The sequence below is a fragment of the Pseudomonas sp. OA65 genome (assembly GCF_017498305.1).
In the GTDB taxonomy this organism is placed as follows: Bacteria; Pseudomonadota; Gammaproteobacteria; order Pseudomonadales; family Pseudomonadaceae; genus Aquipseudomonas; species Aquipseudomonas zanjanensis.
In genome coordinates this window covers 41,266-62,613 of record NZ_JAGDEZ010000031.1, presented here as the reverse complement: position 1 = coordinate 62,613, position 21,348 = coordinate 41,266, and the positions used below count along the sequence as shown (strand labels likewise).

Sequence of the window (21,348 nt, the reverse complement as noted above, 5' to 3'; positions counted from 1 at the left end):
CACCCTAAGTCCCTTTGCCAAACGTCGAAATAATATTTCTAGTTAAGCGATATATTGCACCTAATCACCTCGATAGCAATCAAGCCATCCCATACCGTCAGCCGTTACTCCAATAGGCTTATACTCACATCCAACCCAGCCCTGATATGAATGAGCGCTGAGAAAATCTAAAATTGCTCGCGCGTTGAGGCTCCCCACATTAGGTTCATGCCGTCCGGGAAATCCAGCAATTTGAAAATGATCAGCCTGGCCAAGATAGCGCGCGGTGCAATCCATTGGGTCAAGTTGCTCCATAGACGCGTGATAAATGTCCAAAATTAGTCCAAGCCCATCCAATCGTTCCGTCCATCGAATGGCGTCAGGCAACGAGCGGATAAAATAATCAGCCACCGAAACTTGATTGATGGCTTCGATAACCAGTTTGATTTTATAGCGACCCGCTTCTTCAATTGCCCAACTCATATTTTCTTCAAATTTACGGCATGATGTCTCATAGCTCGCGTTATCGACAATTCCGCTTAATACGTGCAGGAGCTGACTATTACCCGCTATGGCATAGTCCAACCCCCGAAGAAAATCATTCTTAAACTCGCGTGTTTGGCCGGCTAACGCAGCTAAGCCCTTGCTGTCGGGTCGCAAGGGAACGGTTGCCAAAACCTGCTGGAGACCGTTGCGATGTAAGTATTTTGCGACGGTGACGGCTGAGATGCCTTGCGGAAAACTGAACTCAACGGCCTCAAAACCAGCGTCGCGCGCCGCATTAAACCGATCTTCGAAGGGGAATTCAGTGAAGAGCAACGATAAATTTGCAGCAAATTTGATCATTTAGCGCCTCGGATTATCCCCGTCGATTTTTTCTTTTGTCGCTTGGTCGATCTGCTCAATCAACGCTCCGATACCATCCAGCAAAAAAGTCCGGGCGGCTCCATCCGCCAACCGTCCATGTTCTATTTTACTGTGTACGTCGCCAATGACGATCTGGGGATAAACCACCAAGGCAGCCCTGACCGCCCAGAGGGTTTCGTTGAGTTGTTGATGGGCTCGAACTCCTCCAGTAAACGCAGGCGATGCCGTAAAACCCAACACTGGGAGTCCAGTCAGGACAGACTTGCCATGGGGCCGGGACAACCAGTCCAGCGCATTCTTCAAAACACCCGACATACCGTGGTTGTATTCCGGCGAGCCGATCAATACCCCATCGGCGGCCGCCACGGCTGCACGCAGGTCGCTAACCGCCTGCGGAGCATGGACGCCGTCGTAATCTTCGTTGTACGGAGGGATGCTTTCCAATCCATGGAGCGTCAATCGAACCTGCCCGGTCAATCGTTCCGCTACTGTGTTGAGGATCGCCGTATGGGCCGACTGCTGACGCAGGCTGCCTGACAGGCCGAGGATATTTATCGTCGCGGTCATTCAAATACTCACAATCTGCGGTTTTGGCTTGAGGAGGAAATGAGCGAGCGCCGGCACCAGTATCAATGCACCCACCATGTTCCAGATGAACATGAAGCCGAGCAGGATGCCCATATCTGCTTGGAACTTAATGGGAGACAACACCCAGGTCAGTACGGCAATACCCAAGGTAATCCCCGTCATCACCACCACTTTCCCTGTCGAGAGCAGGGCCAGATAGTAAGCATCGGACAGGCTTGAACCATTACGCAGGTTGGTCAGGGTCACGCTAAGGATGTACAGCGCATAATCCACCCCGATGCCAACCCCCAGCGCAATCACGGGCAGCGTCGCGACCTTCACGCCGATGTTGAGCCCCACCATCAAGGCTTCGCACAAAATAGATGTCAGCATCAGCGGCAACACTGTGCATACGACAGCTCGCCAGGATCTGAAAGTGATAAAACACAGAGCGATAACGGCTGCATAGACCATGAAGAGCATCTGTACATTCGAACGCTTCACGACGATGTTCGTGGCTGCTTCGATCCCGGCATTTCCTGCCGCATTCAAGAACTGAATCTGATCAGTGTTATGAGTCGCCGCGAACTGCTCGACGGTCTGCACCACACTGGTGAGCGTGTCCGCCTTATGGTCCGTAAGGTAGACATAAACCGTGAGCAAATCGCAATTCTGGTTAAAAAGTTCACGTGGTGCACGTGTGATGATCGCGTTCAATAGCCCTTGATTACGCGGTATCTCATACCAGGTCATGCTGCCTTCATTCATACCCGCTGCAGCCTGCTTACTCAGCGCGGCTAAAGAAGTCGTCGATACCACCCCAGGCAACTGCTGAAGCTGCGCTTCCAGCGCGTCGACCGACACCAATGTTTGGTAATTGGCGCAATAGTATTGGGGGGTTTTTACCATCACGACGTACTTATCGCTGCTGGCGGAAAAGTTACTGACCATAAAGCGATTGTCGGTGTTGTAGCGCGATTCGGGACGCAGCTCCGGTGCTCCAGGATTCAGGTCACCGATCTTCACGTGCAGGCTGACGGCAAACCCGGCGGCCCCCAGCATCACGGCGATAATGATTGCACCGCTCGCCCATTTGCGCTCGGTGAATAGATCCAGAAACGCCCAAAATGGATGTCGGGCGTGGTGAGCGTCTAGCTGCGAGAACTTGTCGTTAGCCGCTTCACGCAACGCTGCCGCCTTGCTGACACCGGTGTACGACAACAGGATCGGCAACAGAATCAGGTTGGTGAAAATCAACGTCAGCACGCCGATCGTCGCGGCAACGGCCAGGTCCTGAATTACCGGAATCTTGATGATCATCAGAACCGCGAAACCCACGGCATCCGCCACCAGCGCCATCAACCCGGTCAAAAACAGACGGCGAAAGGTGAAGCGTGCTGCCACCAGTTTGTCGGCGCCACGTCCGATGTCCTGCATGATCCCGTTCATCTTCTGCGCGCCATGGCTCAAGCCTATGGCAAATACCAGAAACGGAACGAGGATTGAGTACGGGTCAAGATCAAACCCCAGAGTAGGCAGCAAGCCGAGCAACCAAACCACAGCGATGATCGAGCACAGCAGCACCAACAAGGTGCTGCGCACGCAGCGGGTGTACCAATACAACACGATGCCGCAGATGATCAAAGTGGCGGCAAAGAACATCTGCATCTGACGCATGCCGTCGATCAGGTCACCCACCACCTTGGCGAAGCCGGTGATGTGGATCTTGATGTTTTCGGTTTCGTACTTTGCCCGGATCTGTTCAAGCTGACTTGAAAGGGTGTTGTAATCGAGCGGCTGACCGTCGTCGGATGCAGTTTCCTGAAGGGGCAATAGCACGATGCTGGACTTGAAGTTGGCAGCGACCAGGCGGCCAACCTCTCCCGAGCGTTCGACGTTCTGTCGAATCTGCTCCAGGCTATCGGCTGACCCATCGTAATTGTCAGGTATTACCGGACCGCCGTCGAAGCCCTCCTCCGTCACGCCGATCCAACGGGTCGCGGGCGTCCACAGCGACTTCATGTATGAGCGATCTACGCCAGGTAACAGAAATACCTCGTCATTGATTTTCTTGACCGTCTCAAGGTACGAGGCATCGAAGATGCTGCCCTGCTTTGCCTCGATCGCGATACGTAGAGTGTTGCCCCCCTCGCCCAGTTGGCCTCGATTCTTCAGATAGTTCTGCACATAAGGGTGATCCGTTGGGATCATTTTTTCGAAGGCAGCATTGAGCTTCAAACTCAGTGCCTGGTAGCCCAGTACCAGGCTGAGTAACACGCAAATGCCTAGGATGACACTGCGATGATTGAACAAAAGCCGTTCAACCAGAGTGCCGGAGGATGGGTCGAATACATCCGGCTTAGGGGTGGTTTCGTGCTCTGCAGAGCGTGTATAGCTATTCATTGATCTGCTCCGGCGATTCCACTGCATCTGCGGACGACAGCATGCCCCGTGCGCTGCTGATGATCAGGCTGCCGTTTGCGGCCTGCGCCATACCTGTGAAATAACTCGGTTGAGTGATCTTCAGGACAGAGGCTTTGGTACTGCCCTGCTGAAAGCGCAGCACTCTCCCCGACTCATCAGCAAGGAGCACGGAGCCATCCTCAAGACGCAGACCACTAGTCAACGTGACCGGCTGCAAGGTGTCGAGACGCTGCCAGGTATCACCGCGGTCCTTGGACTCGAAAGCTTTACCGCGCAGCCCAAACGCTAGAATTGATCCGGCGTTGGTAGATTGAAGTCCGAAAGTCGTGCCTTCATAAGGTGACGCCAGTGACTCGAAGGTCTTGCCCTCGTCACTGGAACGCAACAGCGTACCCTGCTCGCCAGCAATGAACAGATCCGTTCCCACCCGTTCGATGCTGTAGAGATGCAATCCGCTTGGGTTATCAATACGGGAGCGCATCGATTGCCAGGTGAGCCCACCGTCGTGAGTAACAAAAGCCAAGCCATAAGCACCAACGACTATCCCGTTTCTGGCGTCCACGAAGAGTAGATCGAGAAAAGGTTTGTCGGGGCCATCGTCCACGAGTTGCTGTGCTTGAGCTAAACGCTCTTGCGCTTTTTCTGCGTCTCGAGCAGCTTCAGCGACTTGCTTGGCTTCTTGCAATTCGATATCAGCGGCCAGAACGCCGTCCAACTGCTTGTCCCAGTTTAGTCCGCCATCCCGGCTGTGCAGGACCACCCCAGCGTGTCCGACTGCCCAACCTTCGAGGTCGTCGAGAAAGCGAACTTTGACAAGGGTCATACTGACAGGGGACCTGACTTGCCTCCAGCTACCACCGTTATCCTCAGATACAACAATGAACCCTCTTTCGCCAACCGCCACAAGGCGTTGACCTGCCCTCGCGACACTCAGCATGACCGACTTAGCTGCCATGGCGCTTGTGATTGATGGCTGCACCGACAGTCCGCCAGGCTGTGCCGCAGCTACGCCGGTGAGCGCCGTTATGATTGACACACTTAGCATCAACGCCTTGAACGGATGTTGGTATGAAACCCTGGGATTTTGAATTCTCATTGGCGAGCCTCGATGATGCGGTTCAGCGGACGCCGCGCCAGTGACACCGCGTCCATGGAACACAAGTTTGAAAAGTTGCTGCGAGGCTCAGCGCACCGACCCGGATGCCACCGCGGTACCGGTGAAAAAGTTCTCGGGTTTGCGCGGTATCACGCTGTAGGTTTCCCCGTTCAGACCCTGGACGACGCTGTAGGTCTTGGCCTGCAGGTTGTAGATCACTACAGGTTTGACCACCACCGCTGGGATGGCTGGCACCACGAATGGCAGCACCTGGGAGACACGCCAGAGTTTGCCCTCGGCGTCGTAGCCATCCACCAGCGAGATGGTCCAGCTGTCTTCGTCGATGAAGAATCGGCGCTTGGGCACGGCATGGCGTTTGCCCGGCGCCACCGTGGCTTCCAGCTCCCAGACACGGTGAAGTTCCCAGCGCACTTTGTCGGCATTGAGGTGGTTGGCGGTAAAGGCATCTTCGCGTTTTTCGGCGTGGAACTTGTTGTCGTTATAAGGGATGTACAGTTCTTTCTTGCCCACCAGTTTCCAGTCGTAGCGATCCGGATGACCGATGAAGCCGTGCACCTCATCGAAATAGTTGGCGCCCGAAGCGACGAAGTCCGGGGTGTCATAACCCACGGTAGGCGCCCGCCGCACACGGCGTTGGCCGACCAGATACTGCCAGGCCTCTCGCGGCTGCTGAGCGTTGATGCTGTCATGGGTCACCAGTGATTCCCCAGCCTTGAACGGCGGCTCGCTGGTCAAGAACCGCAGCAGCGCATACTGCCCGGACCATTTATCTGCGGCACCGTCCTTGTAGTAGTACGGGTACTGCCAGTTCTCCACGCCCCGGCTGGCCAGCGTCCGAGTCCCGTCGGCGTTGCCGATGATGTTGGAATAGCCCATCTGTATGGATTCGGCTTCAACCCGCAGCAGGAAATTCCAGATGACCTCATTGCCGTTTTTCGGAATCGGGAACGGGATTCCGCCGTAGCACCCCTCTACTGACAAACCATTGCTGGTGGTCTTGCAATTGGTGGCATTGGCGAAGGTGTTTTGATAGACGCTGTCCGGCGCCGAAGCGCTGCGGTGAGTCGGGTAGACATCAAGGTGGAAGGTGTCGGGGAATTTGGCCAACAGGGCTTTGGTTCCTTCACTCAACTTGTCGGCGTACTGCGCAGCGTTCTTGGCGTTGATCTGCAACAGCGGTTTTTCGCCGGGGAACGGATCGGCGGGTACGTCGCCGAACTTGGCCCCGGCGACATCCTTGGTCAAGCCGCCGGTCCAGGCCGGAATGGAGCCATCGGCGTTGCCGGCTTTTTCGGCCCCCATGGGTGTCAGCGTGGTCTTGAGCTTCGCCGCCTCGTCAGGGCTGACCGCTGCCAGCGCGGTACCGACAGACAGTGAGATCGACAGAGTGGACAGCAATAGCAGTTTAATTTTTATCATTATCAGGGCCCGCCTGTTCTTTGCTTAAAAGGTTCGCTGGATCGAAAACGCCACGAAATCCCGGTCTTTCATGTTTTGCTGATAGGTGAACGAATTGGCTGAATTGATGACGGGCCCGGCCTCACCAAAGAAGTTGGTGTAGCTCAGCGAGGCGTACCACTGCTTCTTGTAATCGGCCTTGAGACCCAGGGTCAGGTCGCCGCCATGTTCCGGGCCAAATGCCTGGGGCGTGACGGAAGAACGCCCGGACGGGTTATAGCCAAGGGTGATCGGCGCTTGGACGTCGATGCCAGGAAAAACCTGGAAATATTGCGGTTCAAACGTGAAGCGCATGGCGAACGCATCGCGCGTGGTGTTGGGGTCCAGTTGATCGGCGTTCTTGGTCACGCTCAGCCGTCGGTTGAACGCCAGTTCACCCACCAGGGAAGCGCCGTCCCACAACGCGGATCCGCCGTAGACATTGATCATCGATACCTGGGCATGCCACGACCGACCAATGGGATACGCGGGGTTGGAATCGTTGTCGGCGTCCATGCCAGTGATGATGGTGCCGCCGACACCCGCCAGGGGCGTATCGAGCCTGATCGATGTTTCACCGGCAATATTGGCCTCGCCCACCAGCGTACTGAAGCTGGCACCGAAGACCTTCACGTCCTCGGGATAGACGTTGATAAACGAGTCGTCGGCCCCCGGCACCAGCGCGGCCGGGCGGAAGTAGAACACCGGTGTTTTTTCGTGATACTTCGCGGCGTAGAGCCCGAACTCCCAGTCCTCCACCGCGAATTTCAATTGTGCGCCGAACTGCCCGGAGTCCCTCGCCTCCTTGTCTTTGCCATGACGCAACTCACCCGTGGGGAAGAACACCCGCTCCCCGCCTTCACCCACAAAGTCCGCCCCGCTGAAGTAGCTACCTGCGGCGGGCAGACGGGTCTTGTTCCATTCGAATTGGTAGTAAGCCCCTACGCTCACGGTGTCGTTCAGTTGCCAGTTGCCAGACACCTGCTTGGTGGGCATCAGGATTTCTTTGAATTGGGAACCGGGGACTGATTGAAGCTTCACCAGGTCCACGGTGGACTGGGCGTTGGCAATCCCGTTGGCGCCGAAGAACAGGCTTTCACCGTAAATCTGGGTGAACTGCCCGAGCCGCCCGGACAACGAGGTCGTGCCGATTTCCGTCGAACCATAGATAAACGCGTCGAGGATTTCAGTCCGTTGGCCATGGATACGGCGGGTGTCGCTGGTGAATTCATCGTGGTCGACACTCACCGAGTTGGCTGTGCCCGGTGAATCGTTGTCATTGTCCTGGCTGTAGACGTTGTCGTACCAGGACGCCGCGCTGAGGCGTGCACCGACGTCTTTGTACTTGATGTCGAATTCGGAAAGGATGTCCAGACGATTGGAAATCAGCCCGCGATCGAAATTTCGATCGCCGTCGTCCAGGTTGGGATTGCTGTTGGAGGTCCCAGGGCCTACCGCAACCTTGTGGTCGAGCTTGTTCACGCGCCAGGCGTTGCTGTATTTGATGGTGTTATCCCAGGTCGCCGAAAGGTCCGGATTATCGGTGTCGATCTGGAAGGCTTGCGCCTGGGTTGAAAGACCCAGCAGTACCGTAGCGCTGACTGCGCAGGCAAGGCTGGAGACCGGCAACGGGCAGAACCGCTGGTTGGCTGTTTTCATGGAGATGTTCCTGTTTTCTTGTTTTTGTAAAAGATCATCCACTCGCAGCCTTGGCCGCGAATACCGCTGGCATCGCTATAATGCGTAAAAATATATTTACTGCACTCAGAACTACTTTATGCACAAAACCTATCCTTGCGCAAATTCAAAGTCAAGCGGATTCAGGCGAGCATCGCGCATTTGGGGGTTGAGAAAAGGAAGGGAAAGTCGACAGAGGGCCGAAAGACCCGGCAGAACCCCATCGACAGCAGGCGCTCAATCAGTCTTTGCACTAAACTTTGTTTTGCGCATAAAATGCGTTTGGTGCAAATTTCAGGACGACTCCGACCATGATTCCCTCTCCCAGCGTTCCGCTGATTGATGTCGCGTTGACGAAGATGAAAAAAGCGATCGTCTGTTGTGAGCTGCCCCCCGGCGAAAAGCTCAAGGTCGCAGAGTTGTCCAAGACCTACGGACTCAGCAGCTCGCCGATTCGTGAAGCGCTCAATCGTCTGACCCAGGATGGCGTGGTCGAAGCCAGCGATAACAAAGGCTTCAGGGTTGCCCCCATTTCCGTCACCGATTTTCGCGACATCACGCGCATGCGTTGTCTGCTGGAATGCGAGGCGTTGGCCGATGCCATTCAGCATGGCGACGACGCCTGGGAAGCCGATGTGCTCGGGGCATTTCATCGCCTGAATCTGGTGGAGAAAAAACTCGGAAGCGGTGTGCTGGTGCTCGATGATGAATGGTCGACCCGACACAAGGCCTTTCACTTCGCCCTGTTCGCGGCGTGCCCATCACCGTTGTTGCTGAAGATGATCGACTCGTTGTTTGATCGAGCTGAACGCTACCGGCGCTTTTCCGCCCAGCAGCGGATCACCCAGCGGCATAAGGGCAACGAGCATCAGAAGTTGATGGAAGCGGCGCTGGCTCGCGATACTGAGAAAGCCGTCACCTTACTGCGCAATCACATCCAGGAAACCCTGGGCCGGATCGTCGAAGCCATAGAACGCCGACAAGCCACACTTCAATAAGCCGTACGTAATAAAGCCCTTCGCCTGGCACTGTTTTCGTGGACAGCACCAGGCGAAGGGCGTGTTGCCCTTCAGGCTTTAAGCCTGTTCGAACCTGATCGTCTTATCGCAAACACCACCTTGAGCCGACGTGGGTTTCTGCGGCGGCTTGCACCACAGCGCAAGCTCCATGCCCTCGAGCAACTCCATCGCCCAGGCCACCGTGACTGCCCCGCCATACACGTAGTGATCAGGCCGCACGATCACCACATTGCACCCTCGCTGTTCCAACCATTGCGCCAACAACCCATCGACTTCCTGATACTCATCGGCAGCGCGAGCGCCTGATTGTTCAGGGTTGACCAACCGCACGACGTGAATAGGCAAGCCTTTGAGCGACTGGCTGCTGCGCAGACATCTCAACAACGCAGTGGCATCGAAGCCGGGGGCAACGACCACACGAAACACCTGGCCGGTAAACTCATCGAGCAGGGCCCGCTTGCCGACATGGTCGATCACCATTGGCTGGGGAAACAGCTCACCGGCCGGCGACACTTGCGCGATAAACCCCTGGGACAGACCGGGGATCAACGATTGCCGGATGGTCCCGCCCGGGTTCTCCTTCATATGTTCGATCAACCGTGCATCCCGGTTCGCGGCTCTTTCGCTGTCGCGCTCGCAGATCACTCCGCCGAACTCCTTGGCCGCCAAAGTGGTCTGGCGCACATGAGGGATACGCTCGATCTGATAGGTTTCCAGGAACTCCGGAGCCGCCAACCCTTCTTTCACCAGGGCGATTTTCCAGACCAGGTTCAAGGCATCGCGGATCCCCTGGCACATGCCTTGTGCCAGGAATGGCGGCGTCATGTGGGCCGCGTCCCCGAGAAAGAACACCCGGTCCGCTTTCCACTGCTCCAAGATCAATGCATGGAATCGGTACGCCGAAGCCCGCCATAACTGATAGTCCTGCTCCGGCAACCAGCGGGAAATCAGCTTCTTGATCATTTCAGGTTTTGAGATTTCCGACGGCTGCTCATCCGGATTGATCATGAACTCCCAGCGACGATGTCGCCCGGGGCCGACGACAAAGGTGCAAGGCCTGGCCAATTCGCAGAACTGGACGTTGGTCTTCGGTAGGTCCTCCCCCGCCCCTTCGTTGAGGATCACATCGACCACCAGCCACGGCTCGTCGAACGCAAGGTCGTCCATCTTCAACCCCAAGCGGGTGCGGATCGGGCTGGTGCCGCCATCGCAGGCCAGCACATGGGCCGCCGTGACCGTGCGCTCAGTCCCGTCCTTCGCCTGGATACGCACATTCGCCTGGGACTCGGCGGAGTCAACCGACAGCACCTCAGAGCCCAGCTCAACGGTTACCGATTTGAAACGGGCAATTTTTTCGCGAAGTGCACGCTCCACCGGCGGCTGGGAAAACACATAGTTCGGCGCCCAGCCCAGCGGAAAAGGCGGTTGGGCAGCGTCAATGCGCTTGATCAACTGAGAACCGGTCGTACGGTACTCCGAGGGACGGTACGGCATGACATGTTCGGCAATGCTGCCAGCCAGGCCGATATTGCCGAAGACTCGCATCACTTCATGGTCAAAGCCCATGGCCCGAGGGTTGGCATAGACCGTTTCGGACTTCTCCACCACCAGGGCATTGAGCCCCCACAGACCGGCCAGATTGGCGCACAAGGCGCCCACCGGTCCCATTCCAACAATGATGACATCGTAGTCCATCGTCTACTCCGCTTCTTGTAGTTGTCGATTGCGAGTGCTGGTTGATGCCAATCACAACGTCTGTTCATCAACCAGATATCGTCTTTACCGGATGGAACGATCAGACGATTCGGACCCGCTGCTCCTCAATCTTCGTGCGAATGGAGTCCATCCATTGTGCGCGCGTCTGGAACTCTGGACGGCGCCTGCACATTGCCTCGGTCTGGGCCAGAATGACCTCGGTCGGTAGCTCGAGATCCAGAGGTTCCTTGCACGGCTGAGCGGTATAGAACGGTGTATCGACATACATCTCGACGGGGTTGCCTTCAGGGTCCTTGAAATAAATCGACCAGGCATTCCCGTGGTCCACTTGGGCGATGCCCTCAATGCCGCTTTTTTTGGCGAATTGATAGTACGCCTTCAGGTCATCCAACGAATTGAGCAGGAACGACAGTTGATTGATCGGGTTGAACGGCAGATCAACAGGCTTCCCGTCAAACAGCACGACCTGATGATGCAGCTCTGGATTCTGCGTCATGAAGAAAAGACGATGCCCTGTCGAGGCCACGCCTTTGTCGCTGACGATGAAACCCAGGACGCGACAATAGAAGTCGACCATCCGATCCAAGTCTGAGCAGAACACGCCGGAATGGGTGAAATTGATAGTAGGTAAGGCGGGCATGTGGAACCTCCAGTTTCTTATGATTGTGTAGAGGACAACGCTCAGGCTTCGTCAATGACGCCGTTCGATAGGGTCCCGATTTCAGTGATGACCACTTCGAACACATCACCCGGCTTCAAGAAAATCGGCGGTTTGCGCTTGAAGCCGATCCCGCTCGGCGTACCGGTTGCCAGAATGTCGCCAGGGTTCCATGGCAGCGCCTTGGACACGTAGGAGATCAAATGTGGAATGTCGAAAGCCAGCTCCGAGAGGCTGCCTTCCTGCAGTTGCTCACCGTTAAGAATGCCCCGTACCACCAGCGTACGGTAATCGGAAATTTCCGACGCTGGAATGATCCAGGGGCCCAGTGCGCCAGTTTTTCTGAATGTCTTGCCCATGCCGTACTGGTGCGTATGGAACTGCCAATCCCGCACGCTGGCATCGTTAAAGCAGGTGTAACCCGCCACATGGTCCATTGCATCGGCCGGATCGATGTGCGCGCCACCTTTACCAATGACAACGGCCAACTCAGCTTCGAAGTCGAACTGCTCTGAAACTTTGGGCCTGACCAGTGGTTCGCCGTGGGGCAATAGCGTTTCGGCAAATCGCTGGAATATCACTGGAAATTCCCCGACCTTCCGGCCGGCCTCTTCGGCATGAGCCACATAGTTGATGCCCACACAGATCACCTTGCCAGGATTAGGTATGACAGCCTCCAGTTGAATACTGGAAAACGGATAATCGGCCTGGGCGGTCTCGACGATCTTGCGTGCCTCCTGTACCAGCAATCGATTGGCCAGAAACGAGGCAAGATCCGGAACTTGCGCAAAACGACGGGTCAGCTCGACCACCCCATCACCTGACACGGCGCCAAAATGGGCCTTCCCTTCTTTGCGGTACGAAATCAGCTTCATGTTCCTCTCCTATTTTTTGTGCACAAAAACTAATTTCTTGCACCATACATCATTAAATGCATAATGCAAAAGGTCGCGAAAAAAAATAATGAGCCCCATGAGGCTCCTGGTTCTGGAGGCAAGCATGTCGCTGGTGATGGTTCGTAAGATCAAACTGGACATCGAAGAAATATTCCACGAGGGAGGCCCCCGTATATCAACACCATTACGCATCGCGGTCGCTACCGCTGTGGTCGCCAATCCCTACGCCGGCAGATATGAAGAAGACCTGCTGCCCTTCATGCAGGAGCTCAGGGGATTAGGCGCACAACTGTCGGAGCAATTGATCCAGGCGCTGGGCGGTGCCTCGCAAGTGCAGGCTTATGGCAAGGGCGCAATTGTTGGTGAAGACGGCGAACTGGAGCACGGTGCGGTCTGGCACGAAGCCGGGGGTTGGGCGATGCGTGAAGCATTGGGCAACCCCAAGGCAATCGTTCCAGCGGGCAAGACTATCGGTGGCCCTGGTTGCCGGGTGATGATTCCGCTGGGACATATCCAGGCAGCTTATGTCCGCAGTCATTTTGGTGTGGCGGAAATGACCGTGTGGGATGGTCCTCGCCGTGGCGAAATCGCTTTTGGCCTGGCCATGGCCACCGGCGGCAGGATTCATGCGCGGCTGGGCGGCCTGAGTGCTGCCGAAGTGAAGGGCGAAGACGGGTTACGTTGATGCCAGGGTTTTGAAGTGTCGCTCCACGGATTACGTACCACGACAAAAATAATATGAGTATCGGAGAACATCATGACTGCAAAAACGATGCGCGCCGCACGCCTGTATGAAGGCGGCAAACCCATGGTCATCGAGCAGTTGCCCGTACCGGGCATTCGTCCAACTGAAGTGCTCGTCAAGATCAAGGCCTGCGGAATCGTCCCCAACCTCCATAACATCCTGACCAACTGGGTTAAATGGTTCCCCCAAAATCCTCTGCCGAAACTGCCGGCGACCTTCGGCCTTGACCCAACGGGAGTCATCGAGGCAGTTGGCGAACAGGTCTACGACTTCAAGGTTGGTGACCGGGTCTACGTCAATCCAGGCCGCCACTGCGGTTCCTGCCGGTCTTGTCGTGCGGGCAATACCATCGCCTGCACGGCGTACACCTTCAATGGCTATTTCGGCTTCACACCAAAAAGCCCGCGCATGTTCGAAGACTATCCCTACGGTGGCCTTTGCGAGTACATCCCTGCGCCGCAATACAGTCTGGTGAAACTGCCCGATAACCTCAGCTTCGAGACGGCCGCGCGACTGGGCTACCTGGGTACCGCCTACAAGGCAATGCTCAAGGCCAATGTCGGGCCTGGCACCACCCTGCTGATCAATGGCATCAGTGGCACGCTCGGCTTGGGCGCAGTGGCACTGGCGCTGGCGATGGGCGTGCGTAAGATTCTCGGCACGGCCCGCAACCAGGAGCTCTTCCAGCGGGTGAAAGACCTCGCCGCGCCAGGTCGGATTGAAATCCACACCTTGGGCACGCTGCCGATCAACGAGTGGGTCAGTGAAATCACCAATGGTGAAGGCGTTGATGTGGTGATCGATGCTCTGGGTCCAGGTGCGCCACACGAGACCCTGACCCAAGCCCTCAAGTCCATCCACCGCGGCGGGCATCTGGTCAACATCGGTGCCATCGCCGGTGACGTCCCGATCGATCTGCACTGGATCATGGACAACGACATCCAGATCAGCGGTTCGGCCTGGTTCACCGCTGGGCAAGGACAAGCCATGGCGGACATGGTGGAATCTGGCACGCTGGATCTTTCATTCTTTGAAAACACCGCTTTCAGCCTGGAAAAAGTGAACGACGCGATTACCGGTATCGAAAATCGACATGGCGGCTTCAGCAATTACGTCATCTGCCCCTGACATTAACGAAACCCGTTCACCACAACGGCGGGCACTGTAATGCCCGCCCACACTTCCAGGGGAATGCTATGAAAATCCGAAGAGTCGTCACGGGCCTGGATGCCGCAGGCCAATCCGTATTTATCAGCGATGACGCTGCTCCACGCGCGTGCTCCTTTGAATCCATTCCCGGCCATGCCATGGCGCACCTGTGGTCCACCGGATCAACGGCCGGAACGTCCGTCGCACAGCAGGACCCCACCCTGGGGCACCCCTCCCTGGTGCCCGGGCCGGGCGAAACCAGCCTGGCAATCTATGATTTTCCGCCGGACACCGTGATGCAGAACCCGACGGATGTCGGACAGATGATCGAGGAATTGGGCGGTGCCCTGCCCGGCTTGTTCGAATGCTTTGAACCGGACCATCCGGGCATGCACACGACCCCGACCATCGACTACGGCATTCTGCTCCAGGGTGAACTCTGGCTGGAGCTGGACAATGGAGAACAAAAACTGATCCGGCCCGGCGACGTTGTCATCCAGCGCGGAACCCGCCACGCATGGCGTAACAAAAGCGATCAAGTCGCCCGAGCACTGTTTGTGATGATCGGTGCAAAACGCGACTAGCCAACATTTTCCCAAACGCTGAATCTAGGATATATACATGACCCTACGTCAGATTGCGGTGATCGGCGCCGGTACGATGGGCAGCGGAATCGCCCAGACGTGCGCGGCAGCCGGCCACGACCTATTGCTCATCGATATCAGCGAACAGGCACTGGAGCGAGGCCTGCACGCAATGCAGAAGAATTTGGACCGGCAAGTGGGCAAAGGGACCCTCACCTGTCAGCAAGCCACCGACACGCTACAACGCATCCGCACCTCGACTCATCACACCGATCTGAACGATAGGGATATGGTGATTGAGGCAGCCACGGAAAACTTTGCCCTCAAGTGCTCAATCCTACAACAGATCGCCACCCACGTTCGCCCGGACTGTCTGATCGCAAGCAACACCTCATCGCTGTCGATCACAGAACTGGCAACCAGCATCAACCGCCCGGAACGCTTCATGGGTATTCATTTCTTCAACCCGGTGCCCGTCATGGGGTTGGTGGAGCTAATCCGTGGTTTGCAAACCAGCGACACGACCTGTTTCATCGCCCAGGCATTGGCCGAACAGCTAGGAAAAACCGCGATCCATACTCAAAATCGCCCGGGATTCATAGTTAATCGAATCCTCATTCCGATGATCAACGAAGCCATCTTCGTCCTTCAGGAAAATGGCGATGCTCAAGCAATCGATGCCAGCATGCGATTGGGGTGCAATCAGCCGATCGGGCCTTTGGCATTGGCCGATCTGATTGGATTGGATACCGTGCTGGCCATTCTGGAAAGCTTGCAAACTGGTTTTGGTGACCCGAAATACCGTGCCGCACCTTTACTTAGGGAGTTTGTCGCTGCGGGCTTCTTAGGCAAAAAATCGGGACGAGGTTTTCATGTTTACAGCTGAAGCTTATAGGGGGTACGAAACTATACGTGCTCAAGCTTTAGAGCTCTTCGTTAACAAGGGATTCGGCCAAGTTAGCATGCGGGAATTGGCTCGCCATGTGGGCCTTGCTCCGGGCTCACTGTACAACCACTTCCCTAGCAAGCAAGCGTTGTTATTCGATCTAATCGAGGAAATTTATGAAGAGCTCTATCTGCTTGTTAAACCTGCGCGTCAAGGAGTTGACAAAGTTCGTTCTCTGTCGAGTCTAATCGTTGCACATCTGCGCTTGCACCGACGGCGCCCGCAGCACTTTCGACTAGCGCTACATGGCTTTGTTTATCTAGATGACGCTCAGCAGCAACGGATCGTCAACAAGCGCAAATTATATGAAAGCGCCTTTATTACTACAGCATTCAACGCAACTTTTCTGGCCAAAGACACAAGCTCGGTGGCTGTGCAGGCCATTATACAATTTCTCAATTACCTACCGGGCTGGCTGGATGATGGTCATCTAAATGACGAGGCATGCGCACTTCTTGTCGAGCAATTTGTCACAGGAGCACTCCGCGAATGCTCAAAGTCAGCCATCCAAAAAATCCCTGCTCCCGCTCCTTGAATTAAATATCGCTTAACAAGCGAGCGAGACTATTCAGTCATACACGCTTTTGTCCGCCCCGATTGAATTATGTACAACACGACGTATTTTCATAATTCAAGATAATGCTCGTGCGCAAATGAAAAACAGCTGCTAAGGTCCGCAGGGAAGCACCATACTCGCAACTACCAAACAGTTATTTGAATTTTGTTTTTTAACGCTCCAAGCTATATGAATAACGAAACGCACTGACGAATCGCGGCTGTACCTACGTTAAGTCCCCGTTACACAGGTTTTTAATCAGATCCAATGTCTACCTATTATCGTTCGGCGTCTCACTGCAAACCGCCAAATACAGCCTGATAAATTTTAGTTTTCAGTGCCCATCTAAAAGTACGATCGGCAAGGGGTTGTCTGGACGAGCTCTGGCTGCCAGTCTTGGATAGCTGTCAGTCTCAAAAATAATCAATGATAAGAGATTACCTCATGCTCAGAATAGGGGTTTTAGGATGCGGCCGGATAGGAAATGTGCACGCTGCAAGCGTTGTGCAGATTCCATCTGCCAAACTGATTGCAGTAGCCGATGCAATTCCTGCAGCGGCTCAAGCATGTGCCAACCGATTCAATGTCGAAGCACGTTCGATTCAGGATCTCATCAGCGCAAATGATATCGACGCGGTGGTCATCGCGACGTCCTCGCCCACACACTTCGAGTTCATTCACGCCGTGGCGGACGCAGGAAAACCGATTTTTTGTGAAAAGCCTATCGATATGTCTTCTGATAGGGTTCGGCAGTGCATTGAGAAGGTAGCTGCAGCCGGGGTCCCTTTCATGACCGCGTTCAATCAGCGCTTCGATCCACACTTCGGGGCGCTTCAAAAACGTCTCGCTGCTGGCGAAATTGGTGAACTGGAATCGGTGTCAATCATTTCCCGAGATCCATCCCCTCCGCCGAGAGATTACCTTAAAGACTCCGGTGGCATTTTCAGAGACATGATGATTCATGACTTTGACTTAGCTAGATTTCTACTAAACGAAAATCCGACCCGGGTTTTCGCAACCGGTGCTGCTTTAATCGATCCAAGTATCAAAGAGCTGCATGATGTAGACACCGCAGTTGCACTGCTGATGACCAAATCAGGCAAAATCTGCCAGATCTCTAACTCGCGGCGCGCTAGTTACGGTTATGACCAGCGACTTGAAGTGCATGGTGCCAAGGGCATGCTGCGAGTGAAGAATGTGCATGAAAATCAGGTGGAGAGTGCAACAAGCCTTGGTTTTACCCTGCCTGTTGCGAAGCCATTCTTCCTCGAGCGATTCGGCCCCGCTTATCTCGCCGAAATGGAACATTTTATTTCGTGCATCTCCACAGGCACTTCTCCCACTCCGAATGCAGAGGACGGGCTGATTGCTCAGCTGATCGCAGATGCTGCCACTGAATCCTTGGCGCTCGGTCAACCGGTCGATGTTAACTACTAGTTCACCAAAGTAGGAGTAACCATGAGAATTGGGATTATAGGACTCGGGAATGTAGCCGAGCTCCACCTTACAGCGTTGAAAGAGCTTGATCCTGACGCATATGTGGGCGGTTGGGGTAGAACTGCCAAAAGAGCGGAGCTGTTCGTAGAGCGATTTGGGGGACGCCTTTATGCATCTCCGGAGACATTGCTCGCAGACGAGGCCATTGATGCCGTCATAATTTGTACCAACGCTGCATCCCATTTTGCTTTCGCGAAGCAAGCGTTGTTAGCAAAGAAGCATGTTCTGATAGAGAAACCTATTTGCGAAAGACCAGAGCAAATTCAGGAACTGGCGCAATTAGCGCGAGAAGCAGGCAAGGTTTGCATGCCCTCACATAACTATGTATACGCCGAAACGATGCAACGGGTGCGGGCTCATATCGATGCCGGTCACCTGGGTGAAATCCTGAACTTTTGGGCGATATATAATAAGCGTCACCCAGCAGAAATGGGATCGCCCGATCTGACCATGAGTGAATTGATGGTACACCACGTCTACTGCATGCTGTACTTCTTAGGACGTCCAGCAAGAATTTTTGCTACCGGCTCCAACGTTCACTTTGATGATCCACAAGCCCATGATCAATTGATGATCGTTGCTGAATACCCTAACGGGACAATTGCGAATCTGTGGGGAAGCTTTTCAGCTGATGACCGCAGTCGCGACCCTTGGTCCGTGTACTTCAAGATCATTGGAAAAAACGGGTCCGCCGTCGTCCCTTGGGACACCACCAAGTTCGGCGACGCAAGGCTACCGTTCTGGGATGACGGAACATATTGGGATAGTTTCTATCAGATTCAGAAATTTTTCCTAGGCGAGTGCCTCACCAATAAGAGAAGTCCACTGTCTACAATGGATGATGCACTGGATACTGCGGTGATTATGGATGTAGCGCGTGATTCGATAGCCTTACGCCAATCGATAGAAATTGCTTACATTAATGTTGATGATCATTTCGCGTAACCGCCTTCATTTTTACCAAAGAGATGGTGCATCATTTTTTTGCTCCGTTTTCGTTCGCCTCGTAGGCAAGGCAACACTTGCTACTTCGAGACAAACGGTAACGCCCTCGCCGACCGTTCATTTCGAAATGTACGAACATGACGGCACATATATGGGAAATCGATTATTAACTTATCTAATATGGACATAACCAGACAGAAAACTCGGATTAAAAATTTAAAAATATAAGGGATGATACTGACCTCCCCATGCGGGCGTGGCGCATTGTCATGACTCGTTACGCATTGATTTGAAAAGTATTCCGGAGGGCTTTGTCTATTTGACTATGGAGGTCATCGGCGGATGCTTGCTTTCAATCGCCACAGTAAAATTTTTTATCGACCTGTAGAGGTAGCGCTGCGCTGGTGTCTTCTAATGGCATATGAAGCCCAAATTCTCCAGTCAAATTGGACCGATTTGGCTATTCTACGGACGACTTTTCCACAATGGCCGTGCCTGCATGCAAATACCGAGAGAATTATCGATGCAGTTAAGCATGGTGAACTGCCTTACGGCTGCCTGGGACTAACGGTTTCTCGAGGCACTCCTGTCGATATCTCGCAGTTAACTGTTCGTCACACCGATCTTCGGATGTGGATGTCACAGTACTATCCTGAGCAAAAACCGCCCTTCCTCTTCGATCCAAAACCCAATAAATTAGACAGCATAAATATTGGGACTTACCTCGCATTGCAAGCTGATAGAGAAGCTCTCCAATTACAAGTGAAGAAAATTAGCACTGCTTATCAAGAGCTGACTACTGAGCTTGAGGCTATCGGATTGGAGAAAGAAAATATTCGACTTATGCTCAATAGCAACAAAAAAGTCAGCGACCGTAGTGAAACCGCTTATCTTCATATAATCGGTGCGATGCTGACTCTATTGCTAGGTCATTCTCCTTCCGGCAAGCCTCACTCAGTTTTCAGGTCACAATCCGCGATAGTCGACGCTCTGATCGCTCACCATAAAGAACTCTCTGGCGTTTCTAAACGTACCCTGGACGAAAAATTCGCCGCTGCCAAGCGCAGCCTTTCCAAACGCTGAGTCGTATTGCGCTGCAACCCCCCTTACTGCGGCGCAATGACTCCCCTCCATTTCTGCTATTCAATTCAGGTCACGTCCCGTCACGCGCCAATCGACACCAGGAGTGCCCCATCATGTCCAACCAACTATCTCCTACTACTGACCTACTCCAACCGTCGCTCGAACGTCACATCATGCGGCGTGACGAGGTGGAGCGTAAAACCGGTTTCAAGCGCGCACATATCTACAGCTTGATGAAGGAAGGCAAATTCCCTCAGGCCAAACGCATTGGACTGCGCGCGGTAGGTTGGGACTCGCTGGAAATCGAGCAGTGGGTCGTTGAGCGCTTGGGCCAACAGGCCTGATGCCATGCATGTGTTATCGGTGGTTTCCACGAAAGGTGGCGTAGGCAAAACCACAGTAGCCGCCAATCTCGGCGGTCTGCTGGCGGACGCTGGTCTACGCGTCCTACTGCTCGATCTGGATAGCCAACCCACCCTCTCCAGCTATTACGACTTGAGCCAGAAAGCTGTCGCTGGGGCGTACGAGCTCATTGCACTCAACTTAACAACGCCTACACAGATAGTATCCAGAACCATGATCGCTGGGCTCGACCTGATCATCTCCAACGACGCTCAAGGCCAGTTGAATACGTTGCTGCTGCATGCCCCTGACGGGCGATTACGGCTGCGCAATCTGCTCGACGATTTCCGCCCCCGTTATGACCTGCTTTTGATCGACACCCAAGGCGCACGCAGCGTGCTGCTGGAGATGGCCATCCTCGCCTGCGATATCGCCCTCTCTCCCATCACACCGGAGATGCTAGCCGCCCGCGAACTACGCCGCGGCACTTTGAGGCTGTTCAGTGAACTCGAACCATTTCGTCACCTGGGTATTACACCGCCACCTTTGAGACTGCTGCTGAACCAGGTAAATAGCATCCGAGTAGACACGCGGATGATCATCCGTGGCCTGCATGAGGCCTTCGCTGGGGCTCCCAACATCTCAGTCCTAGACACAGTAGTTCCAGACCGAGTGGCTTATCTCAACGCCGCCTCCCTTGGTCTACCCGCCCATCGAATCGAGACTCGCCAGCCACGTGAACGACGTTCGCAATCAGCGCTGGAAACCATGCAAGCGCTGGCCATCGAGTTATTTCCGGAATGGCGCGAAGCGATTACTAGAGTGAGCAGATACGCAGAGGTTTGATAAGGCGAATTCCGAAGACGGTGTTTCTCGCCGAATCATTTTGTTTGTTCAACCTTGAGGCCAACAGCGTTTGGCCAGGAGTCTTTTGATGTTGGCTCAGTTTCCCGTCATCGTTCAGCCAGCCATTCGACAAGATCACCCACCAAGCGAGGAGTACTGCACCGTGGTCTTTCGCCTGCAGGGTGGGCGCTCGGCCATGGGTGGGTTTCTCGCGGAACTGTCTCGGTATTTCGAAGGTTCGGGTACAACCGAGATCGTTAAGTTCAAGGTTGGTGACCATTTGCGTAACCGGCGTTAA

21 protein-coding genes are annotated in these 21,348 nt (G+C 54.6%); 12 read left to right on the top strand and 9 right to left on the bottom strand.

Annotation, left to right across the window (positions count from 1 at the left end):
• Positions 1-60: 60 nt before the first annotated feature.
• From J3361_RS22140 to J3361_RS22115, 6 genes are all read right to left on the bottom strand, one after another.
• Positions 61-825, bottom strand: a complete 765-nt coding sequence (locus J3361_RS22140; RefSeq protein WP_207966319.1) for a TIM barrel protein — start codon at positions 823-825, stop codon at positions 61-63.
• Positions 826-1,413 carry an NADPH-dependent FMN reductase gene (locus tag J3361_RS22135; RefSeq protein ID WP_046061927.1) on the bottom strand — a complete coding sequence of 196 codons (588 nt, stop codon included), beginning with the start codon at positions 1,411-1,413 and terminating at the stop codon, positions 826-828.
• Complete coding sequence (locus J3361_RS22130; RefSeq protein ID WP_046061928.1) at positions 1,414-3,816, bottom strand: MMPL family transporter; 2,403 nt, start codon at positions 3,814-3,816, stop codon at positions 1,414-1,416.
• Positions 3,809-4,774 (bottom strand): YCF48-related protein, encoded by a 966-nt coding sequence (locus J3361_RS22125; RefSeq protein WP_225936131.1) that lies wholly within the window; start codon positions 4,772-4,774, stop codon positions 3,809-3,811. Before J3361_RS22125 ends, J3361_RS22130 begins: the two co-directional genes overlap by 8 nt.
• Before the next feature lie 246 nt (positions 4,775-5,020).
• On the bottom strand, positions 5,021-6,373 hold the full coding sequence (locus J3361_RS22120; protein ID WP_207966318.1) for a DUF1329 domain-containing protein: 1,353 nt from the start codon (positions 6,371-6,373) through the stop codon (positions 5,021-5,023).
• A gap of 24 nt (positions 6,374-6,397) precedes the next feature.
• Positions 6,398-8,050, bottom strand: coding sequence for a DUF1302 domain-containing protein (locus tag J3361_RS22115; RefSeq protein ID WP_046061931.1), 1,653 nt, complete (start codon positions 8,048-8,050; stop codon positions 6,398-6,400).
• Between the two features lie 329 nt (positions 8,051-8,379).
• On the opposite strand from J3361_RS22115, the gene J3361_RS22110 reads away from it, so the two are divergent.
• Positions 8,380-9,066 (top strand): FCD domain-containing protein, encoded by a 687-nt coding sequence (locus J3361_RS22110; protein WP_207966317.1) that lies wholly within the window; start codon positions 8,380-8,382, stop codon positions 9,064-9,066.
• Positions 9,067-9,144: 78 nt separating this feature from the next.
• On the opposite strand, the gene J3361_RS22105 is transcribed toward J3361_RS22110, so the two are convergent.
• From J3361_RS22105 to J3361_RS22095, 3 genes are all read right to left on the bottom strand, one after another.
• Positions 9,145-10,782 (bottom strand): bifunctional 3-(3-hydroxy-phenyl)propionate/3-hydroxycinnamic acid hydroxylase, encoded by a 1,638-nt coding sequence (locus J3361_RS22105; RefSeq protein ID WP_046061933.1) that lies wholly within the window; start codon positions 10,780-10,782, stop codon positions 9,145-9,147.
• 100 nt (positions 10,783-10,882) lie between these two features.
• Positions 10,883-11,443 carry a VOC family protein gene (locus J3361_RS22100; RefSeq protein ID WP_046061934.1) on the bottom strand — a complete coding sequence of 187 codons (561 nt, stop codon included), beginning with the start codon at positions 11,441-11,443 and terminating at the stop codon, positions 10,883-10,885.
• Positions 11,444-11,484: 41 nt separating this feature from the next.
• Entirely contained in the window at positions 11,485-12,336 is an 852-nt protein-coding gene (locus J3361_RS22095; RefSeq protein ID WP_046061935.1) for a fumarylacetoacetate hydrolase family protein, read from the bottom strand.
• A 124-nt stretch (positions 12,337-12,460) separates the two neighbouring features.
• On the opposite strand from J3361_RS22095, the gene J3361_RS22090 reads away from it, so the two are divergent.
• From J3361_RS22090 to J3361_RS22040, 11 genes are all read left to right on the top strand, one after another.
• Entirely contained in the window at positions 12,461-13,042 is a 582-nt protein-coding gene (locus J3361_RS22090; protein ID WP_046061936.1) for an amino acid synthesis family protein, read from the top strand.
• Positions 13,043-13,114: 72 nt separating this feature from the next.
• Positions 13,115-14,230, top strand: coding sequence for an alcohol dehydrogenase catalytic domain-containing protein (locus J3361_RS22085; RefSeq protein WP_207966316.1), 1,116 nt, complete (start codon positions 13,115-13,117; stop codon positions 14,228-14,230).
• A 68-nt stretch (positions 14,231-14,298) separates the two neighbouring features.
• Positions 14,299-14,835 (top strand): cupin domain-containing protein, encoded by a 537-nt coding sequence (locus J3361_RS22080; protein WP_046061938.1) that lies wholly within the window; start codon positions 14,299-14,301, stop codon positions 14,833-14,835.
• A 37-nt stretch (positions 14,836-14,872) separates the two neighbouring features.
• On the top strand, positions 14,873-15,721 hold the full coding sequence (locus J3361_RS22075) for a 3-hydroxyacyl-CoA dehydrogenase NAD-binding domain-containing protein (protein WP_207966315.1): 849 nt from the start codon (positions 14,873-14,875) through the stop codon (positions 15,719-15,721).
• Positions 15,708-16,316 (top strand): TetR/AcrR family transcriptional regulator, encoded by a 609-nt coding sequence (locus J3361_RS22070; RefSeq protein ID WP_046061940.1) that lies wholly within the window; start codon positions 15,708-15,710, stop codon positions 16,314-16,316. The genes J3361_RS22075 and J3361_RS22070 overlap by 14 nt, the downstream gene beginning before the upstream one ends.
• A 465-nt stretch (positions 16,317-16,781) precedes the next feature.
• Positions 16,782-17,774: an inositol 2-dehydrogenase gene (gene iolG / locus J3361_RS22065; RefSeq protein ID WP_046061941.1), complete on the top strand. Its 993-nt coding sequence runs from the start codon at positions 16,782-16,784 to the stop codon at positions 17,772-17,774.
• A gap of 21 nt (positions 17,775-17,795) precedes the next feature.
• Positions 17,796-18,779 carry a Gfo/Idh/MocA family oxidoreductase gene (locus tag J3361_RS22060; RefSeq protein WP_207966314.1) on the top strand — a complete coding sequence of 328 codons (984 nt, stop codon included), beginning with the start codon at positions 17,796-17,798 and terminating at the stop codon, positions 18,777-18,779.
• A 342-nt stretch (positions 18,780-19,121) separates the two neighbouring features.
• Complete coding sequence (locus J3361_RS22055; protein WP_207966313.1) at positions 19,122-19,862, top strand: hypothetical protein; 741 nt, start codon at positions 19,122-19,124, stop codon at positions 19,860-19,862.
• Between the two features lie 113 nt (positions 19,863-19,975).
• On the top strand, positions 19,976-20,206 hold the full coding sequence (locus J3361_RS22050) for an AlpA family transcriptional regulator (RefSeq protein ID WP_207966312.1): 231 nt from the start codon (positions 19,976-19,978) through the stop codon (positions 20,204-20,206).
• A gap of 4 nt (positions 20,207-20,210) precedes the next feature.
• Positions 20,211-21,050: a ParA family protein gene (locus tag J3361_RS22045; protein WP_207966311.1), complete on the top strand. Its 840-nt coding sequence runs from the start codon at positions 20,211-20,213 to the stop codon at positions 21,048-21,050.
• An 88-nt stretch (positions 21,051-21,138) separates the two neighbouring features.
• The gene (locus J3361_RS22040; RefSeq protein WP_207966310.1) at positions 21,139-21,348 is read left to right on the top strand and encodes a hypothetical protein; all 210 of its coding nucleotides are present in this window, start codon (positions 21,139-21,141) and stop codon (positions 21,346-21,348) included.